23 protein-coding genes are annotated in these 20,784 nt (G+C 57.4%); 9 read left to right on the top strand and 14 right to left on the bottom strand.

Annotated features, from left to right (window positions below; translation table 11 throughout):
* Window positions 1–229: 229 nt before the first annotated feature.
* Window positions 230–1,288 (bottom strand): COX15/CtaA family protein, encoded by a 1,059-nt coding sequence (locus ACIQ5B_RS01945; RefSeq protein WP_397597543.1) that lies wholly within the window; start codon window positions 1,286–1,288, stop codon window positions 230–232.
* Between the two features lie 126 nt (window positions 1,289–1,414).
* Between ACIQ5B_RS01945 and ACIQ5B_RS01940 the strand changes: the two genes are divergently transcribed.
* The 3 genes from ACIQ5B_RS01940 to dxs are packed head-to-tail and all read left to right on the top strand — an operon-like array spanning window position 1,415 to window position 4,267.
* On the top strand, window positions 1,415–1,780 hold the full coding sequence (locus ACIQ5B_RS01940; protein ID WP_333570291.1) for a MerC domain-containing protein: 366 nt from the start codon (window positions 1,415–1,417) through the stop codon (window positions 1,778–1,780).
* A 42-nt stretch (window positions 1,781–1,822) separates the two neighbouring features.
* The gene (locus tag ACIQ5B_RS01935) at window positions 1,823–2,281 is read left to right on the top strand and encodes a Fur family transcriptional regulator (protein WP_397597542.1); all 459 of its coding nucleotides are present in this window, start codon (window positions 1,823–1,825) and stop codon (window positions 2,279–2,281) included.
* A gap of 54 nt (window positions 2,282–2,335) precedes the next feature.
* Window positions 2,336–4,267: a 1-deoxy-D-xylulose-5-phosphate synthase gene (gene dxs, locus ACIQ5B_RS01930; protein ID WP_397597541.1), complete on the top strand. Its 1,932-nt coding sequence runs from the start codon at window positions 2,336–2,338 to the stop codon at window positions 4,265–4,267.
* A 21-nt stretch (window positions 4,268–4,288) separates the two neighbouring features.
* Here the strand turns inward: dxs and ACIQ5B_RS01925 are convergent, their stop codons facing one another.
* From ACIQ5B_RS01925 to ACIQ5B_RS01865, 13 genes are all read right to left on the bottom strand, one after another.
* Entirely contained in the window at window positions 4,289–4,681 is a 393-nt protein-coding gene (locus tag ACIQ5B_RS01925; protein ID WP_397597540.1) for a DUF3035 domain-containing protein, read from the bottom strand.
* 12 nt (window positions 4,682–4,693) lie between these two features.
* Window positions 4,694–4,957, bottom strand: a complete 264-nt coding sequence (locus ACIQ5B_RS01920) for a DUF3035 domain-containing protein (protein ID WP_397597539.1) — start codon at window positions 4,955–4,957, stop codon at window positions 4,694–4,696.
* A complete protein-coding gene (gene lspA / locus ACIQ5B_RS01915) occupies window positions 4,954–5,502 on the bottom strand; it encodes a signal peptidase II (protein WP_397597538.1) in 549 nt (182 codons plus the stop codon). The genes ACIQ5B_RS01920 and lspA overlap by 4 nt, the downstream gene beginning before the upstream one ends.
* 196 nt (window positions 5,503–5,698) lie before the next feature.
* Complete coding sequence (gene ileS / locus ACIQ5B_RS01910) at window positions 5,699–8,608, bottom strand: isoleucine--tRNA ligase (RefSeq protein ID WP_397597537.1); 2,910 nt, start codon at window positions 8,606–8,608, stop codon at window positions 5,699–5,701.
* Window positions 8,609–8,826: 218 nt separating this feature from the next.
* Window positions 8,827–9,753 (bottom strand): bifunctional riboflavin kinase/FAD synthetase, encoded by a 927-nt coding sequence (locus tag ACIQ5B_RS01905; protein ID WP_397597545.1) that lies wholly within the window; start codon window positions 9,751–9,753, stop codon window positions 8,827–8,829.
* A 2-nt stretch (window positions 9,754–9,755) separates the two neighbouring features.
* A complete protein-coding gene (locus tag ACIQ5B_RS01900) occupies window positions 9,756–10,943 on the bottom strand; it encodes a dipeptidase (protein ID WP_397597536.1) in 1,188 nt (395 codons plus the stop codon).
* Between the two features lie 23 nt (window positions 10,944–10,966).
* Window positions 10,967–11,464, bottom strand: a complete 498-nt coding sequence (locus ACIQ5B_RS01895; protein ID WP_397597535.1) for a dihydrofolate reductase — start codon at window positions 11,462–11,464, stop codon at window positions 10,967–10,969.
* Between the two features lie 23 nt (window positions 11,465–11,487).
* Window positions 11,488–12,558 carry a 5-(carboxyamino)imidazole ribonucleotide synthase gene (locus ACIQ5B_RS01890; RefSeq protein ID WP_397597534.1) on the bottom strand — a complete coding sequence of 357 codons (1,071 nt, stop codon included), beginning with the start codon at window positions 12,556–12,558 and terminating at the stop codon, window positions 11,488–11,490.
* 10 nt (window positions 12,559–12,568) lie between these two features.
* Window positions 12,569–13,057: a 5-(carboxyamino)imidazole ribonucleotide mutase gene (gene purE / locus ACIQ5B_RS01885; RefSeq protein WP_397597533.1), complete on the bottom strand. Its 489-nt coding sequence runs from the start codon at window positions 13,055–13,057 to the stop codon at window positions 12,569–12,571.
* Between the two features lie 113 nt (window positions 13,058–13,170).
* A complete protein-coding gene (gene gpmA, locus ACIQ5B_RS01880; protein WP_183938937.1) occupies window positions 13,171–13,854 on the bottom strand; it encodes a 2,3-diphosphoglycerate-dependent phosphoglycerate mutase in 684 nt (227 codons plus the stop codon).
* A 42-nt stretch (window positions 13,855–13,896) separates the two neighbouring features.
* A complete protein-coding gene (locus ACIQ5B_RS01875; RefSeq protein ID WP_397597532.1) occupies window positions 13,897–14,352 on the bottom strand; it encodes a GNAT family N-acetyltransferase in 456 nt (151 codons plus the stop codon).
* 9 nt (window positions 14,353–14,361) lie between these two features.
* Window positions 14,362–15,498, bottom strand: a complete 1,137-nt coding sequence (locus ACIQ5B_RS01870; RefSeq protein ID WP_397597531.1) for a M14-type cytosolic carboxypeptidase — start codon at window positions 15,496–15,498, stop codon at window positions 14,362–14,364.
* Between the two features lie 25 nt (window positions 15,499–15,523).
* Complete coding sequence (locus ACIQ5B_RS01865; protein ID WP_397597530.1) at window positions 15,524–16,117, bottom strand: DUF4136 domain-containing protein; 594 nt, start codon at window positions 16,115–16,117, stop codon at window positions 15,524–15,526.
* A gap of 153 nt (window positions 16,118–16,270) precedes the next feature.
* On the opposite strand from ACIQ5B_RS01865, the gene ykgO reads away from it, so the two are divergent.
* The 6 genes from ykgO (at window position 16,271) to ACIQ5B_RS01835 (ending at window position 20,782) form a co-directional block, all read left to right on the top strand.
* The gene (gene ykgO / locus ACIQ5B_RS01860; protein ID WP_125229386.1) at window positions 16,271–16,396 is read left to right on the top strand and encodes a type B 50S ribosomal protein L36; all 126 of its coding nucleotides are present in this window, start codon (window positions 16,271–16,273) and stop codon (window positions 16,394–16,396) included.
* Between the two features lie 102 nt (window positions 16,397–16,498).
* Window positions 16,499–17,110 carry an HAD family hydrolase gene (locus tag ACIQ5B_RS01855; RefSeq protein ID WP_397597529.1) on the top strand — a complete coding sequence of 204 codons (612 nt, stop codon included), beginning with the start codon at window positions 16,499–16,501 and terminating at the stop codon, window positions 17,108–17,110.
* A 164-nt stretch (window positions 17,111–17,274) separates the two neighbouring features.
* On the top strand, window positions 17,275–18,483 hold the full coding sequence (gene sucC, locus ACIQ5B_RS01850) for an ADP-forming succinate--CoA ligase subunit beta (RefSeq protein WP_397597528.1): 1,209 nt from the start codon (window positions 17,275–17,277) through the stop codon (window positions 18,481–18,483).
* Between the two features lie 99 nt (window positions 18,484–18,582).
* Window positions 18,583–19,329, top strand: coding sequence for an electron transfer flavoprotein subunit beta/FixA family protein (locus ACIQ5B_RS01845; protein WP_183938925.1), 747 nt, complete (start codon window positions 18,583–18,585; stop codon window positions 19,327–19,329).
* On the top strand, window positions 19,326–20,255 hold the full coding sequence (locus ACIQ5B_RS01840; protein WP_324478976.1) for an electron transfer flavoprotein subunit alpha/FixB family protein: 930 nt from the start codon (window positions 19,326–19,328) through the stop codon (window positions 20,253–20,255). The genes ACIQ5B_RS01845 and ACIQ5B_RS01840 overlap by 4 nt, the downstream gene beginning before the upstream one ends.
* A 299-nt stretch (window positions 20,256–20,554) precedes the next feature.
* Complete coding sequence (locus ACIQ5B_RS01835) at window positions 20,555–20,782, top strand: AbrB/MazE/SpoVT family DNA-binding domain-containing protein (RefSeq protein ID WP_395634764.1); 228 nt, start codon at window positions 20,555–20,557, stop codon at window positions 20,780–20,782.
* Window positions 20,783–20,784: the final 2 nt, after the last annotated feature.

Raw genomic sequence — 20,784 nt, 5'->3', positions numbered from 1 at the left:
ACCAAACCTTCTGCGTCAATGAGGATCCACGATTTCTCGACGTCCTGTGGACGGATCGATTTCGTAACTCTGGATAGCGTTTTCATCGCTAATCGCACCTTTCGAAATTTTAGTGTTGCACAGAATCACACAGGATCCTGCACGCGAAGCGGTGCCAATGGCGATGAACCGGCCAATAGTCAAGCAAAAGCAAGGGTTTTACGACGGGTATAATAATACCCGTCGGCGTTTAGGCTGTGTCGCGTCCCAAGACATGCGCGCCCCAAACCGACGCCGCGACCAAAAGGGCGCCGACCGCCTGATGCGATACGGCAAGGACGATGTTGACCCCCGTCATCACGGTCGCAATGCCCAGCAGCATCTGGATGCCGAACGCGCTATGGATAGCCGCAGAAGCCCCACGAACGCCCGCTTTCTTGACCCGCCGTGCCATGACGATCAGCGCAATCACCGCGACCCACGCCCACCAGCGGTGGACGAAATGGGTGAGATAGGGGTCATTTACCAAAGCATAAAATGCGCCCTTGGCGGTATCCACGCCATCTGGATAGAAACGGTCGTTCATCAATGGCCATGTGTTGGCGACATATCCCGCATTCAATCCGGCAACCCATGCACCGAAGAGCAATTGGATAAACAATATCGCCAAGATAATGCCCGTAAAGCCAGTGATACGCGCAGGCTTTGCCGATGGATTTTTCGTCAGTTCCTTTAAATCAAGCGCGGTCCAAATAAGGCCGCCCAAGATGGTGAGGGCCGTCAAAAGATGGACGGCAAGCCGGTAGTGGCTGACATCGGTGCGCGCGGACAGGCCCGATGATACCATCCACCAGCCAATGGTCCCTTGCAGGCCACCAAGCGCAAGCAAAGCAAGCAAGCGCAGCTTGTAGCCGCTCGGGATCGCCTGCTTGATCCAGAACCACGCCAGCGGCAGCGCAAAGGCCAATCCGATAATCCGCCCCAACAAGCGGTGGACCCATTCCCAGAAATAAATGAATTTGAACTCCTCCAGCGTCATGCCCGCCGGACCGTTAATCTCGGTATATTCCGGAATCTGTTTGTATTTTTCAAATTCCGAAAGCCAGCTCGCCTCGTTCAACGGTGGTAAGGTGCCCGTGATGGGTTTCCATTCGGTGATCGACAGGCCCGATTCGGTCAGACGCGTAATTCCGCCCACAACGACGATCGCGAAGACGAGAGCCGCCACGCTCATAAGCCATGTAATCAGCGCCTGAAGGCGCGATGGGCACGGATTGGCTGCGGTGTCAGAATGCGGAGCTTTGTTCATAAGCCGCGATATGCCCCTGATTTCAGCAAGCTGCAAGCGGACAGAGGTTGCAAAAATGGTCATAATGGCTGCAATTTATGCGATGTAATGTTGTAACGTCTAACGAATCGGTGTAGTGCGGCCGCAATGACGCAGGTATGGAAAAAATGGCGATGGGACGGGCTTGGCTTAAGCATTGCTGGCCTGTGCCTTGTACATTGCCTTGTCACCATGTTTTTGCTGGCGTTTTTGGCATCGGCGAGCGGTGTTTTGTTCAACTCGATCATTCATGAAGCCGGCCTGTTGCTGGCCATTCTCTTCGGCGTACTGGCCCTTGGTAAGGGGTTCTGGGATCATGGGCTGTTTACGCCAGCGATCGTTGGCGCAGCAGGCATCGGCATGATGGCGGGCGCGTTAACACTGCCACATGGCCTTATGGAGATCGTCTGGACCGTCCTTGGCGTCATCTGCCTCGCGTTAGGGCATTTTCTGAACCACCGCGCATCTGCCTGACGGGCAATTGACCGACTGGCTGTCAAAGCCTACATTATCAACATGGCAGTTCATCATCATCACGAGCATGCAGGCGCATCGCTTGCCCAAGCCGCCGAATCGGCGTTGGTCGAGGCGGGCGAGCAGTGGACCGATATGCGCGCGGATATCTTCGCCGTGCTCGCCACATTTGAAAAACCCGCATCGGCCTACGACATCGCCGATCTCGTTTCGCAAAAGCGCGGTAAGCGCGTTGCGCCCAACAGCGTTTACCGGATACTCGATCTGTTCGTGACCACCAACCTTGCGCGCCGTGTCGAAAGCGCGAACGCCTATCTCGCCAATTCGCATCCCGGCTGTTTGCATGATTGCATTTTTCTGATCTGCGACAGCTGTGGCACGGCCACGCATATTGATGACGATATACTGACCATGAACGTTCGCGCAGCGGCCGAACATGCCGGTTTTGCCGAGGTTCGCCCCGTGATCGAAGTCCGCGGAAAATGCGCCGATTGCGGGTAGCGCTGGCGCAATTACCCGTTCGACACCCCGATAAAAGGCCGCTAAGCTGACGTCATGACACATTCCCCAGACACGCCGTTACTCGACACGGTTAAAGTGCCCTCGGACCTTCGCAATCTTGCCGCGTCGCAGCTTCGCCAGCTCGCGGATGAATTGCGCGCTGAAACCATATCTGCAGTTTCGGTAACGGGCGGCCATTTGGGCGCTGGCTTGGGCGTCGTCGAACTGACGACCGCGATCCATTATGTCTTCAACACGCCCGATGACCGTTTGGTCTGGGACGTTGGCCACCAATGCTATCCGCACAAGATCCTGACGGGTCGCCGCGACCGCATTCGCACTTTGCGCACCGGCGGGGGGCTTTCGGGCTTCACCAAGCGCAGCGAGAGCGAATATGATCCGTTCGGCGCGGCACATAGCTCAACCTCTATTTCAGCGGCCTTGGGTTTTGCGGTCGCCAACAAGATTGCGGGCAAACCCGGCAAAGCCATTGCCGTCATTGGCGATGGTTCAATGTCCGCCGGCATGGCCTATGAGGCGATGAACAACGCCCAAGCTGCCGGCAACCGTCTGGTCGTCATCCTGAATGACAATGACATGTCGATCGCGCCGCCCGTTGGGGGTCTGTCGGCTTATTTGTCGCGTCTGGTGTCCTCCAGCGAATATCTCGGCCTGCGCAGCCTTGCGAGCAAAGTCGCCAAAAAGCTTTCGCGCCGTATCTATTCGGCTGCGTCAAAGGCGGAAGAATTCGCCCGCGGCATGGCGATGGGCGGCACCTTGTTTGAAGAACTTGGCTTTTATTATGTCGGCCCCATCGACGGCCATAATCTCGACCAGCTGATCCCCGTCCTCGAAAATGTCCGCGACAATGCCGAAGGCCCCGTGCTGATCCATGTCGTCACGCAAAAGGGCAAAGGCTATGCCCCTGCCGAAGCGTCGGCGGACAAATATCATGGCGTCGTCAAATTCGACGTGGTCACGGGCAAGCAGGACAAGGGCCCCGGTGGCGGTCCCCCTGCCTATCAAAACGTGTTCGGGGAAACGCTGGCCAAGCTCGCCGAAACCGATCCCAAGATTTGCGCGATAACCGCCGCAATGCCCGGCGGCACCGGCGTCGACAAATTCTCGGCCGCGCACCCCGAACGCGCGTTCGATGTCGGCATCGCGGAACAACATGCCGTCACCTTTGCGGCTGGACTTGCGGCACAGGGGATGCGTCCCTTCTGCGCGATTTACTCGACTTTCCTGCAACGCGCCTATGACCAGGTCGTGCACGACGTGGCGATCCAGAATTTGCCGGTACGCTTCGCCATTGACCGCGCTGGCCTCGTCGGCGCTGATGGCAGCACGCATGCAGGTTCGTTCGACATTACCTATTTGGCGACCCTGCCCAATATGGTCGTCATGTCGCCAGCCGATGAGGCGGAATTGGTCCACATGACCTACACCGCCGTCCTGCACGACAGCGGCCCAATCGCGTTCCGCTATCCACGCGGCAATGGCACGGGCGTTGCGATGCCCGAAGTGCCGCAGCAGTTGGAAATCGGCAAGGGCCGGATCATCCGCGAAGGCAAGAAAGTCGCCATTCTCTCGCTCGGCACCCGTTTGGCCGAAGCGATGAAGGCGGCAGAGACGCTGGATGCCAAGGGCCTGAGCACCACCGTCGCCGACTTGCGCTTTGCAAAGCCGCTTGACGAAAAAATGATCCGCCACCTGATCGCCACGCATGAGGTTGTGGTGACGGTCGAAGAGGCATCCGTGGGCGGCCTTGGCGCGCATGTGCTGACGCTCGCCAGCGACGCTGGCTTGATGGACGCCGGTCTAAAAATCCGCACGATGCGCCTGCCCGACATGTTCCAAGAACATGACAGCCCGCAAAAGCAATATGACGAAGCCGGCCTAAATGCCCCGCAAATCGTCGAAACAGTGCTAAAGGCGCTGCGCCACAACAGCGCCGGCGTGGAGGAAGCGAGCGCCAGCGCTTAACCCGCGCTGCGCTCTCAAAACTCAGCCCGGAATAACAGCCTGCGCGGTTTGGCCGTCGCCTTCGGGCGCGGCGATGATGTCGCGGGTGATGCTGCCCTTGTTGACCGTGTTGGTCTGCGGGTCACCGACCGAAGAACGAATACCCATTTCGGCATTGCCCGAAGTCGTTGAGATCGCGCGTTCAGCGGCGGAGCGCGGTGCGATGCCGCCAAACAAAGCGTCCAAAACCTGTTCCTGACCACCATCGGCCGGACGGATTGCCGTTGCCGCGGTTGGCTCCAGCGCGAAATCGGGTGGAACGACCAAAGGCGCAGCGCGGCCAACCGTTGGCGCTGCATCACCCGCCGAGGAACAACCCGACAACAATGGCAGGGTCGCAATCGCCATAGCGAGTAGGGCTGATTTCGTTTTCATATGCGTATCCATTTACTGGGCAGACTGCGGACGGGGCGCAGGTGCTGCGCCGCCGAACATGGCGTCCAAAACCTGTTGCTTCGTATCGCTATCTTGCGGGCGCGGCGCATCGGGTGTCGGCGTGGGCAAAGCAAATTCGGTTGGAACCTGAAGCGGCTTTGACCGGCTTACGGCAAATTCATCTGGCCGGTCACGGTCAAACACGCTGGTGGTGCCGCAGCCCGAAAGCGCGAGCAAAGCAACTGACGCCGCCGCAAACATATTGATCCGCTTCATGATTTCTCCACTATGTCAGCGCTGCTTTCGGGTTGCTGAACGTCAGCCCCGTCACCGCTTTGCTTGTCGCTTATCAGGAAGGCGCGGGCAAGCAATATCAGCACGCCAATGCTGATGCAGGCATCGGCAAGGTTGAATATGTAAAAGGGCCGGAATGCGCCAATGTGCAAATCGGCATAATCGACGACATAGCCATAGCGCACACGGTCCACGATATTGCCCAGCGCGCCGCCCAAAACGAGCGACAAGGCCAGCACATCACCGCGCAGTTTCTCGCGCCACATCCAAACGGCAACACCCGCGGTAATCACCGCCGTCAGCGCCACCAATGCCCAGCGTTCACCATCGTTATCGGCGGTCAGAAAGCTCATCGAAACGCCGCGATTTTCGGCATAGCGCAGGTCGAAGAACGAAATGATGTGAATGACACCGCGGCTTTTCAGCTGAAGCGGGCCAAGCATCGCATATTTCACGATCTGGTCCGCGATGAACACAAGGCTGGCCAGCATGATGCCCTGAAGGCGGAATTTGGAATTGGGGTTCATGCGTGCGTCCTAACCCACCAAAGCGGCATCGTCACCCTGAACTTGTTTCAGGGTCTTAATATTGCTCCGCACAAAGGTAGATGCGGAAACATGTTCAGCATGACGGGCTTTAGGCGATTTTTGTGCCTTCGTGCCTTTGTGCGAGCCCTTCATGCTTTTTGGTTCGCACAAAGGCACAAAGGCACAAAGAAGGTTATTACCCACCAACAACATCCGCACAGCGACCGCACAACGCGCCATCGTCGACAACCTCGGGAAGATGCCGCCAGCAACGCCCGCATTTGTGAAATGCTGTCGGCCTCACCTTGACTTCAAAATCAGGGATGCTGTCTACTTTGAACGGACCGACCCAATCACCCCATTGAAACTTTGCTTCATCTTCTGGCGAACATTCAGGAGCAATTATAAAGATTTCTGACATGTCAGCAAACGAGAACGCTGCTCCGCCGACGACTTGGATCGCGGTATTTGCTCCGTTGCTTGAACCGATTAGCTTGTCTCTTCTAAGCTGTTCGAGCGCAAAATTGTTTGCATGTCTTGCGTCACGCCGACGTTCCCATTCTGTGTTCAATTGCGCATTTAACCATGCCCCATCAACTTCGGGCCATTCCAAGAAATGCACCGAATCCGTCTCATCCGGAAAGCGGGACTGCCAAACCTCTTCGGAGGTAAATACCAACACTGGCGCAGTGTATCGTACCAGCGCGTGGAACAATATGTCGAGAACCGTGCGGTACGCCATCCGCTTCGGATCCGAGACAGAATCGCAATAGAGGCTGTCTTTCCGAACATCGAAGAAAAACATCCCCAAATCATCGTTGCAAAACTCGGTCAGCAACCGGACATAAGTGTTAAAGTCAAAATCATTGACCGCCGTCTTCAGCTTCGCGTCCATATCCGCAAGCAGATGGAGCATATAACGCTCCAGTTCAGGCATATCGGCAACCGCAACCTTTTCCGCGTCGGTGAAGCCGTCGAGCGCGCCGAGCAGATAGCGGAAGGTGTTACGCAATTTGCGATATTGGTCGGAAACGCCCTGCAGGATTTCCTTGCCGATCCGGTGGTCTTCGGTGAAGTCCACGGTCAACGCCCATAGCCGCAAGATGTCCGCGCCGCTGTCGCGCATCAGGTCGAGCGGGTTGATCGTATTGCCGAGCGACTTGGACATTTTCATGCCCTTTTGATCCATCGTAAAGCCGTGGGTCAGCACCGCGTTATACGGCGCGCGGCCCCGCGTGCCGCAGCTTTGCAGCAGGCTGGACTGGAACCAGCCGCGATGCTGGTCGCTGCCTTCGAGATAGAGGTCCGCTGGCCATTGCAGGTCAGGCCAACGTCCGCTTTCAAGGACGAAAGCATGCGTGCAGCCCGAATCGAACCAGACGTCCAAAATGTCCGTGACGCGTTCATAATCGGCAAGCGCATAGTCGCTGCCCAGATATTCCTGTGCGCGTTCGTCGCTCCAGCCATCAACGCCATTTTCGCGAATGCCCGCGATGATACGCGCGTTCACGCCCGCGTCGCAGAGATATTGGCCGGACTTGCGATCCACAAACAGCGTAATCGGCACGCCCCACGCGCGCTGGCGGGACAGCACCCAATCGGGGCGACCTTCGACCATTGCGGTGATGCGGTTCTGGCCCTTTTCCGGAACCCAGCGGGTTTCCGAAATCGCGGTCATTGCTTTTTCGCGCAATGTACCATCAGCCGTCGCTTTATCCATCGGCACGAACCATTGCGGGGTGCAGCGATAGATGACTTTCGCCTTTGACCGCCAGCTGTGCGGATAGCTGTGCTTGTAATCCGCCGACGCCGCGAGCAATCCGCCAGCCGCGTGCAACGCAGCGCAGATGGGGCCATCAGGCGCATTGAATTTGGGGTTAATGACGCTGCCCTCGCCGCCGAGCCAGAGCCAATCGGCGCGATATTTGCCGTCGCCTTCGACCGCGAAGACCGGATCAATGCCGTTCGCCTTGCACAGGTCAAAGTCATCCTCCCCATGGTCGGGCGCCATATGGACAAGGCCGGTGCCGCTCTCGGTAGTGACAAAATGGCCCTCGAGCATAGGACGCAGCTTTTCAAAGAACCCGCGGTGATCGGACAGCGGGTCGAGATGGTGCATCGGGTGGCGGACCATTGCGCCTTCAAGTTCCGAACCTTTAAAGCGCCGCAAGAAAGTTCCTGCCGCTAAGCCAGTCCGTTCAATGAATGCATGGTAAAGATCTTCAGCAACGATAACATTTCTGTCTGGGGCTCCGAGCGTATCCGTCTCGATAATCTCCCCGTCGACCAACTTGCGTTTGTGAATACCCCCCGTTGGCAGGAGATAATATGTAATGTCTGAACCATAAGCGATCGCCTGATTGACCGGAATCGTCCAAGGCGTCGTGGTCCAGATAACGGCATAAGCCCCCTCCAGATCCCGCGCGTTCGGTGCCTCCACGATCTCGAACGCCACATCGATCTGCGTCGATACGATGTCCTCATATTCCACTTCAGCTTCGGCCAAGGCGGTCTTTTCCACCGGCGACCACATCACGGGTTTTGCGCCGCGATAGAGCTGGCCGCTCTCGGCAAATTTCAACAGCTCCGAAACAATGGTCGCTTCGGCCTGGAAATCCATCGTCAGATAGGGATTGTCCCAATCGGCATTGATGCCCAGCCGCTTCAATTGTTCGCGCTGCGTGTCGACCCAATGTTGCGCATAAGCGCGGCATTCGGCGCGGAACTCGACGGCGGGAACCTCGTCCTTGTTGAGCTTTTTCTTGCGATATTGCTCTTCGACCTTCCACTCGATGGGCAGGCCGTGGCAATCCCAACCGGGCACATAAGGCGCGTCTTTGCCCAACAATGTCTGCGTGCGGACGACCATGTCCTTCAGGATATGGTTCAGCGCGTGGCCGATATGCATGTCGCCATTCGCATAAGGCGGGCCGTCATGCAGAATGAACTTCTCACGCCCGCGACGGCGATTGCGCAGCTCCGCATAAAAATCCTGCGCCTGCCAACGCGCGAGAATGCCCGGCTCCTTCTGCGGAAGGCCGGCCTTCATAGGGAAATCTGTTTTCGGCAGGAAAACGGTGTCGCGATAGTCGATAGGGTCAGTCATGTTGTGCGGGTGCCTAAAGGATATGGCGCTGCAAATAAAGCCTGTATCCGCGCTGTTGCACGCGCCACTTCATGTGGAGATGGTTTGGGAAGATGTATCTTACACCGTCATGCTGAACTTGTTTCAGCATCTTACTTTTTCAAGCGGTCCGGAATTAAGACCCTGAAACAAGTTCAGGGTGACGAAGCCGGGGAAGCGATGGTTTATCGCTCCGCCCACTACGCGCCTAATATCCGGCGGGCTTCGTCGCAGTCCTGCGCCATTTGCGCCATCAGTGCGTCCAGACTATCAAACTTCGCCTCTCCGCGGATGAAGGCGTGGAATTCGATTTCGATATTCTGCCCATACAGATCTTCGGCAAAGTCGAAGAAATGCGGCTCAAGCAATTCCTTGGGCGGGTCGAACGTCGGGCGAATACCAAGGTTCGCGGCACCGTTGAGCACGCGGCCATCGGGCAAGCGGCCCTTCACCGCATAAATGCCGTAGCGCGGGCGCAGATAATGGCCCATGTCGATATTGGCGGTCGGGAAACCCAATAGCCGCCCGTTTTTATCGCCATGCTGCACAATGCCCTCAACCGTGAACGGCCGGGTGAGCAAGGCGGTGGCCGTGGCGCAATCGCCATCCTTCAGCGCATTGCGGATGCGGCTCGACGATATCACGCCGCCATCATCCACCACTGGCCCCATGGCGGTCGACGTCAGGCCGTGCGCGCCGCCCAAATCGCGCAACACATCAATATTGCCGCCGCGCTTATTTCCAAAGGTAAAGTCCTCACCCGTGACCACCGCCGAAATGCCCAGACGTTCCATCAGCAATGTGACGATGAAATCTTCGGCGCTGGTCGCGGCAAGCTCTGCATCGAAATCAAACACCAGCATCGCGTCGGCACCGGCTTCAGCAAAAAGCCGCTGGCGCTGATCGAGCGTCGTCAGACGGAACCACGGCGATTCCGGCGCAAAAAAGCGCACGGGATGCGGATCAAATGTTGCAATAATCGCGGGCTTACCTGCTGCCTTGGCCTGTTTTATCGCTTCGCCAGCAACGGCCTGATGCCCCAAATGAAAGCCATCAAAATTGCCCAAGGCAACGACACCGCCGCGCAATGCGTCAGGCGTTCGGTCTTTGGCAGAAAGGCGGGGAATGGTCATTGCGCGGTGGCGACCTTTTCCATCGGTACCAAGCCAGCACGGATGACGCGCAATGCGTTTTCACCCATAACAGCGCGAATTTCGTCTGGCGTGAAACCCTCATCCATCAACGCTTGGGTGACTTGCGCGAGTTGCGAGGTATCGAAACGCACCGTGGTCGCGCCATCATAGTCCGACCCCAACGCGACATGTTGAATGCCGACGAGATCGCGCACATGCTTCATCGCCTTGGCCGCAGCACGCGGATCGGTGGAGCATATGGCGCCCTCCCAATAGCCGATGCCAATGATACCGCCGGTTTTGGCCACGCCGCGAACTTCGTCATCGGTCAGATTGCGGTTCACCTTGCACGTCGCCTGCACGCCGCCATGGCTGGAGACCACGGGACGTTTCGCCATGGCCAAAACCTCGGCAACGCCAGCATGGCTGAGATGCGCGATGTCGACGATCATGCCCTTCGCCTCCATCCGGCGCAATACATCGCGACCAAAGGGCGTCAGTCCGCCTTTTTTCAGGCCGTGCATCGACCCGCCCAATTCATTGTCAAAGAAATGGGTGAACCCCGCCATGCGGAACCCGGCGTCGTACAATCGGTCGAGATTCTCGATTTTGCCTTCAAGATTATGGAGCCCTTCAATGGTCAGCATGGCGCCGACGGTGCTCCGGTCCTTTTGCCGCGCGGCCAACAAGGCATCGATCTGCTGCGCCTTGTCCACCGCTTGCAATTTTCCGTCTGATCCGGTGACCGCATCATCGCGCTTCGCCGCGTGATATAGCGACCGCTCAACCAATGAGCGCCATGTTTTCACTGGCTGCAACTGGGCGAAGGTCAGCAAAGTGATGTTGTCGGTGTCCGCACCATTGCCATCATAATTTTGGCCTTTGGGTGTTTTGGTGACCGACGAAAAAAGCTGAAGCGCGACATTGCCCTCTTGCAAGCGCGGCAAATCCATATGGCCGCGATCCGCAGGCTTGCCCAAATCGCGGTTCCACATCAACGTGTCGCTGTGCAGGTCGACGATGTTCAATGTCTTATGCAATGCCTTGGCCTCATCGCTGACCTTGATCAGCGGTTGGCCGTCAATCTGGTTCATCGAACCTTCGACATAGCCGGGTAAAAAGCCGAAAAAGCCAATCGCAGCCGCGCCAATCAGCGTCAGCGGAATCCAGAATTTCTTACGCATTATGTCCCCCAATATACCGCGTGCTAGTTCTTTGGCCGCCGCACGAGCGTGACAAAATCAAACGCAGGTGCGCCGTTCAACGCAGCATGGTGTTCGCGGGACAGTTCTTCCCACTCCGCCATGTCGAAATCCGGGACCGACGTGTCGCCTTCGGGCTGCGCGGCAATCTCGGTCAATTCAATGCGGTCCGCGAGCGGCAGAAACAGATTATAGATTTCCGCGCCGCCAATCACGCACACATGGGGGCCATTGGCGAGCCTCAACGCGTCGGCCACCGAATGCGCGATTTCGGCGCCCTCTTCTTCCCATGCGGTATCGCGCGTCAAAACAATGTGGCGTCGGCCATCCAGCAGGCCGGGCAGGCTGTCAAAGGTCTTGCGCCCCATAATCATGGGCCGGCCCTTGGTTATCTGTTTGAAATGACGCAGGTCCGCAGGGAGATGCCACGGCATGCCGCCATCTTTCCCGATGACTCCATTGGCGGCGCGGGCGAGGACAAGGATGATTTCGGGATGATTCATAACCCCGCTTTGCCTTGAAAAACTTAGCGATACAAGCGGGTGACGTGGCCTATTTTTCGCCCCGGGCGCGCTTGTGCCTTTCCATAGAGATGCAGATGCGCCGCGGGGTCGGCCAAAATCTGTGCAAAGGCGTCGCCATCATCCCCGATCAGGTTCTGCATTTCGACACGCGCCGCCACCGTTTCGGTGCTGCCAAGCGGCAGTCCGCAAATGGCGCGGATGTGGTTTTCAAACTGGCTGGTGGCCGCGCCTTCAATCGTCCAATGGCCGCTATTGTGCACACGCGGCGCGATTTCATTGAACAAGGGACCGGCGCTGCTGGCAAAAAATTCGGCGGTGAATACACCGACATAATCAAGCTGTGTCGCAACCGCCGCCGCCATATCGCGCGCCGCCTGTTGCTGGCTTTCCACAAACGCGCCAGATGGCAGCGTCGACGTTGCCAAAATGCCGCCAACATGCACATTGTGCGGGCTGTCCCAAAAGCGGATCTCGCCATCTTGGCCGCGCACCAATATCACCGAAAATTCGGCATCGAATTGCACCATGGCTTCCGCGATCAGCGGCTGTGCACCCGTCTGCGCCCATGCATCGGCCAGATCGTCCTGCGACGTGACGCGAAGCTGCCCCTTGCCGTCATATCCCATGCGGATGGTCTTCAGGATGCACGGGATACCCACCGCATCGACCGCCGCCTGCACGTCGCCTTGCACATTTGCGATGGCGAAGTTCGCTGTCTGTCCGCCAAGGCTGCGCACAAAGCGCTTTTCGGCATCGCGATCCTGCGCAACTTCCAACGCCTTGGCTGGCGGATAGATGGGAACAAGCCCGGCAATCGTTTCAAGCGGTGCAACGGGCACATTTTCAAATTCGAAGGTGACGACATCGCATTGCTGCGCAAAATCTTTCAACGCGGCATGGTCGTCATAGGCGCCGATGCTGCTTTGCGCGGCGACGTCAAACGCCACATTGTCCCCTGCTGGCGCGTAAATATGGCAGCGATAGCCAAGCTGGGCCGCCGCAACCGCGAGCATCCGGCCAAGCTGGCCGCCACCCAATATTCCAATGGTCGAACCAGGGGGCAACGCAGTCATCGGCTTCGTCTCACTCCGGCGTTTCGGCTACCGAAGCGGTCTGGGCCGCGCGCCATGCGTCCAGCCGCGCCGCAAGCGCTGCATCATTATTGGCGAGCATTGCCGCGGCCAAAAGCGCGGCGTTCGTTGCGCCCGCCTTGCCAATCGCGAGCGTGCCGACGGGAATGCCCGCGGGCATCTGGACAATCGACAACAGACTATCCATGCCGTCCAGCGCCTTCGACTGCACCGGCACGCCCAGCACCGGAAGCCGCGTCATCGACGCCGCCATGCCCGGCAAATGCGCCGCGCCACCCGCGCCCGCGATAATGCATTGCAGACCCCTATCGGCCGCGCTTTTTGCATAATCATACAGACGCTCCGGCGTACGGTGCGCGGACACCACTTTGCATTCATGGGGAATGTCGAGCGCGGTCAGCGTGGCTGACGCTTCGCACATCGTTTCCCAGTCCGAACGGCTGCCCATGATGATGCCAATAAGCGGCGCTGAGTCAGTCATGTGTCACTCCCCTGACAACTTTGATGGCATGGCCTTAGCCGCGTGGTGCAAAAGGCGCAATCCAGCAACAATAGGATAATCACAGGCCCGCGCACGCGCGCGGCACGACAATGTTACCGCGCGGATAGATAGTGATATGCACCGTTCAAATTGTCGTCGAGTTCATAGACAATCGGCTGGCCGGTCGGGATTTCCAAGCCATTGATATCCGCATCCGAAATGCCCGAAAGATGCTTCACCAGCGCGCGCAAGCTGTTGCCATGTGCAGAGATGAGAACGGTTTTTCCAGCCTTTAATTCAGGGACAATGGCGCTCTCCCAATATGGCAGAACGCGCAGTATCGTGTCCTTCAGGCTTTCCGACGCGGGAATTTTGATGCCCGCATAACGCGGATCGGACGACAGGTCATAAGGCGATCCCACCTCCAATGGCGGCGGCGGAACATCAAAACTGCGGCGCCATATTTTGACCTGTTCGTCGCCATGCTTGGCCGCAGTCTCTGCCTTATCAAGGCCCGTCAGGCCGCCATAATGGCGCTCGTTCAATTGCCAGTTTTTGGTCACCGGAACCCAAAGCCGACCCATCGCCTCAAGCGCGAGGTTCAACGTCTTGATCGCGCGCGTCTGCACGCTGGTGAAGGCGACATCAGGGGCAATGCCCTTGGCCTTCATCAACTCGCCCGCGGCCCACGCTTCGGCTGCGCCTTTTTCGGTTACGTCAACATCCCACCAACCGGTGAACCGGTTTTCCAGATTCCATTGGGATTGTCCGTGGCGAATGAGGATAAGCTTTGGCATGGGAGTTCCTTCGTTGTTTGCCCGCGCCCTAACGCAAGTTGGTCAAATCGCCAAGGTCATGAAACGGCTAAACGGGTCTTCGACATAATCGCCAAAGGGTGGGCAATATTCAAACCCGTGCGCTGTATACAGCGCCAACGCCGGCGCGAAATCCGCCGACGATCCTGTCTCAAGGCTCAAACGGTGATAACCCCGGCCGCGCGCTTGCGAAATGATATGCGTCATCATGTTGGCGCCAACACCTTTGCGCAAATGGTCCGCATGCGTGCGCATCGATTTGACCTCGCCATGTTCGGGCGTCAGCTCTTTCAACGCCCCGCACCCCACAAGCGCATCCCCGTCCCAAATCGACCAAAAGGTGACATCGGGCGCATTCAGCCCGTCGAAATCCAAAAAATGGCAGCTTTCCGGTGGCGAGCTTGCCAGCATCCCGGCAAAATGCGTTTCCAGCAAGGCGCGGATTTCACTGCCGGAAAGATCATCCACGATGATGCGCATGGGGGCCGCTTACACCATCTCCGCCAGCGTCGCGAGGCACTCGCGGGCCAGCAGGCGGCACCGTTCGGGCGACCATCCCTGATAGGGATCATTGCCGTGCACCGTATCTTTGTAAGGCATTTCCAATGTCATCGACACGCATTTGTGCGACGGGCCAAAACGCTCGGCGAGCTGGTTTGTCGACATGGTCAGATTGGCCTTGCCCGGTCCAGCCTTGGTATAACCCAACTCGGTCTGGAAATCGGGGGTGCGCGCGGCGAGGCGATTGATGAAGTCGTTATATCGCGCGCCTTGATCATCGGTCCATGACGGGATGCCTTCGAACCCGGCCATGAATGCAGCGGGAATGGCCTCATCCCCATGAACATCCATCGCCCAATGCACGCCGGTTTCATCCATGGCGTTGCGAATAGCCAGCACCTCTGGACTACGCTCCAAGCTTGGATCGGCCCATTCGCGGTTCAGGTTTACGCCCGCAAAATTGGTGCGCAAATGTCCGCGGCAGCTGCCGTCGGGATTGCAGTTGGGCACGATATGCAACCGGCATTTTTCCAGCAATACCCGCGTGTGCGGATCGCTAAGGTCGGTGAGCATATCCAGCGCACCTTCCATCCAATATTCGGCCTGCGTTTCGCCCGGATGCTGGCGCGCGTACAACCAGACTTGCGTTTCGCCATCCCCCATCGACAGGCAATCAATGGGCTGCCCTTCCAGGCTGTGGCCCAAGCACCGATAGCTAACGCCTTCGCATGATGCGGCGTCGGCAATCAGATCATGGTGCCGTTCCATACTAAAGGGCGCGAAATAAGCGAACCAGACGATGTCGCTGGCGGGCGTGTAGCGAATGGTCAGGGTGCCGCCATCTGCGGCTTTGTCATAGCTCGTGTCGGCGCGGCCCCAGTAATCGCGGTCTTCGGAAACGCAGGCACGATAATCTGGCCAGCCGCCGGGATAAGCGCTGCCTTCCAAGCCCGTTATGCGCAGTTCAATTTCTTCACCCGCAGCGCACGCAACGCGGAAGTGGAACCATTGCGCAAACTCCGAATCCTTGTCCTTGCGAATGCCAAGGGTGGCGCTGTTGCCATTGATGGCGTGCACTATGATGTTACCGCTGTCGAAGGCAGCATTGATATCGGTGATCGGCATTTTTGGTTCGTTCTCGCAATGAAGTTTATGGAACGCGGATAGTCTCGCCAGACACGCCGGGGAAGTCCTTAAACAAGGCTTCGGCCAATTTAGCGGCAGCAATGCCGGGCTGCGCGTCAGGCGAGCCCGCTTTGGCAGATTGCACTGCGGTCCCTTCCCATATCACCAGACGGTCGCTGCGCCGGATGATGCGCACCGCCAAACTGGTCTGCAATTGCGCGGCCGACCCGCCACCGAGCGTGATGCCAACGCCCAAGCCAATGCCCGACCCATAGCTGCCGGTTGATCCGCCGACGCCCACGGAAACCGGTGACCGGCGTTCCGGACGTATCATCGTCGCGCCAAAGCGTATCTCGGCAACAACATCGCTTGTACCCGCTGGATTGCGATAGCCGACCCGCTGCATTTCGTGCGTCACCGCCGCAACATAAGGCGAAGCTGATAAAGATCGGTCCGCCGCCGATTCGCCGGCAACCTCAACCCCAAAACTGCCATTGCCATAAGGCACACCTTCGGCCGCGCGGTTAAAACGCGTAACCTCGACAGGGCCCGTGGGAACGACACAGGCCGGCAGCAGCAAAAGCGCGAGAAGCGGCAAGATTCTTGGAGTTTTCATCATGGTCCTATCCTTAAGCGCGTCATATATCATGGCAAGCTATGTATCGGGCATGAATCGCATAATAGCGCCGAACGCGCTTGACTTTCCGCCGCCCCACCCATAGGAGCGCGCCTTCAATTCAAGCTTTATGCATCAAAAAGACGGGTAAATCCGATGAAAGTCGTTAATTCTCTCAAGTCGCTCAAAGGTCGCCATCGTGACAACCGCGTGATTCGTCGTCGTGGCCGGACCTATGTTATCAACAAGACCCAGCCACGCTTTAAAGCGCGCCAGGGTTAATTGGCCGCTGCCTGCGCAACGCGGGCAAATGGTTCTATCAAAAGACCGCTCCGAATCTGATTCGCGGGCGGTTTTTTTGCGTCTTCAGGTGAGACATTTCCCATGACAAAGATCACCACCGTCGTGTTTGATGTCGGCAAAGTGCTGTTCGAATGGGATTTGCGGCATCTTTTTGCAAAGTTGATCGCCGACACGGCGGAGCTGGAATATTTCGTCACGCATGTTGTTACGCCCGAATGGCATTTTCAGCATGATGCCGGCCGGCCATTGGCCGAGATGGCCGCGGAACGGATCGCGCTATATCCGAAATATGAAAACGAGATCGACGCCTACCGGACGCGTTTTAACGAGACGATTCCGGGCCCTGTCACAGGATCACTGGAAATCGTGCACGAACTGGCCGCGCGCGCCGTCCCGCTTTTTGCCATTACCAATTTTGGTGCGGAGTTTTGGGAGATGTTCCGTCCGACCCAACCCATATTCGACCATTTCGGAGATATTGTCGTCTCGGGCGTCGAGAAAATGGTCAAGCCAGACCCCGATATCTATGCGCTGGCGCTGCGGCGCTTTGGGCTGAAGCCCGGCGAGGCGATATTCATCGATGACAATCACGACAATGTCGTCAGCGCCCGCGCCAATGGCTTTGCTGCGCATCATTTTACCGATGCAGAAACGCTGCGCCGCGCATTGGTGGATCTCAATTTGCTGGATTAATTTTTGCACGCAGAGGCGCGGAGGACGCAGAGAATATATGATTTGCTCTGCGTCCTTGGGGCCTTTGCATCAACCAAAAAACATCAGCGCAAGCCCTTCCATTCAGCGCCCGTCTGTGCTTAAGCGACCGGCGAAACTCTTTATTGTCGAGGATGTAATCTCCCATGAATATCCATGAATATCAGGCCAAAGAACTGCTTGCGAAATTCGGTGTGGCGTGTCCCGCTGGTATCGCGGCGCTCAGCGTTGAAGAAGCGGTTGCGGCAGCAAAGCAATTGCCTGGTCCGCTTTATGTCGTGAAGTCGCAAATCCACGCGGGTGGACGCGGCAAGGGCAAGTTCAAGGAATTGGGTCCCGATGCAAAGGGCGGTGTTCGCTTGGCCTTCAACCTCGACGAAGTTGAATCGCATGCCAAAGAAATGCTGGGCAACACGCTGGTCACCATCCAGACCGGCCCTGAAGGCAAGCAAGTCAACCGTCTGTACATCACCGATGGCGCCGACATTAAGCAGGAATTCTACCTCGCATTGTTGGTGGACCGCGCGACCAGCCGGATTGCTATTGTTGCCTCAACCGAAGGCGGCATGAACATCGAAGACGTGGCGCATGACAGCCCCGAGAAAATTCACACCATCGTTGTCGATCCAGCAACGGGACTTCAGCCGCACCATGGCCGCAGCGTTGCCAAGGCGCTTGGCCTGACAGGTGATTTGGCCAAGCAAGCACAGACCGTAGTTGCCGGCCTTTATGCCGCATTCTTGGGCACCGATGCCGAGCAGATTGAAATCAACCCGCTCGCTGTGTGCGAAGGCAAGAATGGCGATGAACTGTTGGTGTTGGATGCCAAGGTTGCGTTTGATGGCAATGCGATGTTCCGCCACAAGGATCTCGCCGAGCTGCGCGACCTGACCGAAGAAGACCCTGCTGAGGTCGAAGCATCCGAATATGACCTTGCGTATATTAAGCTCGACGGCAACATCGGCTGCATGGTCAACGGCGCGGGTCTGGCGATGGCGACCATGGACATCATCAAGCTGAACGGCGAATTCCCCGCCAACTTCTTGGACGTCGGTGGCGGCGCTTCGAAGGAAAAGGTGACGGCGGCATTCAAGATCATTCTGAAGGACCCAGCCGTAAAGGGCATTTTGGTCAATATCTTCGGCGGCATCATGAAATGCGACATCATCGCGGACGGTATCGTTGCTGCGGCAAAGGAAGTGAACCTGTCGGTACCGCTCGTTGTCCGCCTCGAAGGCACCAATGTGCAGCAGGGCAAGGACATCCTCGCCAATAGCGGCCTGCCCATCGTTTCGGCCAACGACCTTGGCGATGCAGCCGAGAAGATTGTCGCGGAAGTCCGCAAAGCAGCTTAGTGTATCGAACGCTTGACGTTCACGTCAACGTTAAGCATAGGCGCTCCAGTTTAGGCGGGCATTCACTCGCCATTTGAGTCGGTATGGAAGGATGAGCAGATGAAGATCATCGTCCCCGTTAAGCGGGTCATCGATTATAACGTTAAGCCGCGGGTTAAGCCCGATGGTTCGGGTGTTGATTTGGCGAATGTCAAAATGAGCATGAACCCGTTTGACGAAATCGCGGTGGAAGAAGCGCTGCGTTTGCGTGAAAAGGGCGTTGCGACCGAAGTCATCGCGGTGTCGATCGGACCGGACAAGGCGCAAGAAACGCTGCGCACGGCGCTCGCCATGGGTGCTGATCGCGCGATCCTCGTCGTCGCTGAAGATGTCGAGCCGCTCGCGGTTGCCAAGATCCTTGCGAAGGTCATGGACGAAGAACAGCCCGGCCTCGTCATTCTTGGTAAGCAAGCGATTGACGATGACTCGAACCAGACTGGCCAAATGCTCGCTGCGTTGACCGGTCGTCCGCAGGGCACATTTGCCAACACGGTCAACGTGTCGGGTGATGAAGTGCATGTTGCGCGCGAAGTCGATGGCGGTTTGCAGACCGTAGCGTTGAAGATGCCAGCCATCATCACGACCGACCTGCGTTTGAACGAGCCACGTTATGCGTCGCTGCCCAACATCATGAAAGCAAAGTCCAAGCCACTCGCGCAGAAAACACCTGCCGATTATGGTGTGGACGTTAGCCCACGCCTGAAGACGTTGAAGGTTGTTGAACCGCCTGTGCGCAGCGCTGGTATCAAGGTTGCCGACGTAGATGCGCTGGTTGCAAAGCTCAAGGAAATAGGAGTGGCCGCATGAAGACCCTCGTTTATGCCGAACATGACAATGCATCGCTGAAGGATGCAACGCTTGCGGTCGTCACCGCTGCATCGCAGATTGGCGAAGTGCATGTCCTCGTCGCGGGATCAGGCTGCGGCGCAGTTGCCGAGCAGGCCGCAAAAATCGCTGGCGTGACCACAGTGCATGTTGCTGATGATGCAGCTTATGCGCAGCAGTTGGCCGAAAATGTTGCGCCTTTGGTGGCATCATTGATGGCAACGCATGACGCGTTTTTGGCGCCTGCCACATCGAACGGCAAGAACATCGCCCCGCGCGTTGCTGCGTTGCTGGATGTCATGCAAATCTCCGACATCCTCAGCGTTGAAAGCGCGGACACGTTCACGCGTCCCATCTACGCGGGTAACGCAATTGCGACTGTGCAATCTTCGGATGCCAAGAAGGTCATCACCGTTCGCGGTACCGCCTTTGCCAAGGCTGAAGAAACCGGCGGTTCTGCTGCAATCGAAGCTGTCTCGGGCAGCGGCGATGCGGGCACCTCGAAGTTCATCTCGGCGGAAATCGCGAAGCAAGAACGCCCTGAGCTGACATCGGCCAAGATCATCGTATCCGGCGGCCGCGCGCTCAAGGACTCTGCGACGTTCAGCGAAGTCATCTTGCCACTCGCCGACAAGCTTGGCGCAGGCGTTGGCGCAAGCCGCGCTGCTGTGGATGCGGGCTATGTCCCCAATGACTATCAGGTCGGCCAAACCGGCAAGATCGTTGCCCCTGAAGTGTATATCGCGGTCGGCATCTCCGGCGCGATCCAGCATCTTGCGGGCATGAAGGACTCCAAGGTCATCGTCGCCATCAACAAAGATGAAGACGCACCGATCTTCCAAGTCGCAGACATCGGCCTCGTCGGTGACCTGTTTACGGTTGTGCCTGAATTGGTCGGCAAGCTGTAACTTCTCGTAAGATTGCGTAAAAATTTCAGGGCGGTCAGAAATGGCCGCCCTTTTCTTTTGAGCAGCAGAAACGCTAGCTCAAAGCCCGCTTAAAAAGCTGGCGAAATTTTCGCCCAAATTGTCGGCCGCATAGCCCGACAATATGCACGTTGCGAGAGCTTGCGCGACCCTGGCAAATGCCCAATGCCACCGACATCCGCTTTATGGCGACCTTCGGCACGGCCAATATGATTTCGCAATCGGTGAACGTCAATCTGCCGGACTTGCGGCTGTAGCAGTGTTTGTGTTATAACAGATGTATGAACAAAACTGTCAAAATCATAAAAGTCGGAAACAGCGCCGCCATCATTCTGCCCAAACGCGACCTTGACCGTTTGCAGGCAAAGGTTGGAGATGTGTTGACGAAGCTCGATACCGATCGCGGACTCGAGTTAAAACCATATGACGCTGACTTTGATGCCCAAATGCAAGTTGCCCGTGAAGTTATGGCGCAGCGGAAACGCGCGCTCCGCGAACTTGCCAAATAACA

The organism is Sphingorhabdus sp., assembly GCF_044374345.1.
GTDB lineage: Bacteria > Pseudomonadota > Alphaproteobacteria > Sphingomonadales > Sphingomonadaceae > Sphingorhabdus_B.
The sequence above is the reverse complement of the archived record's forward strand: the minus strand, read 5'-3'. Positions and strand labels throughout refer to the sequence as shown.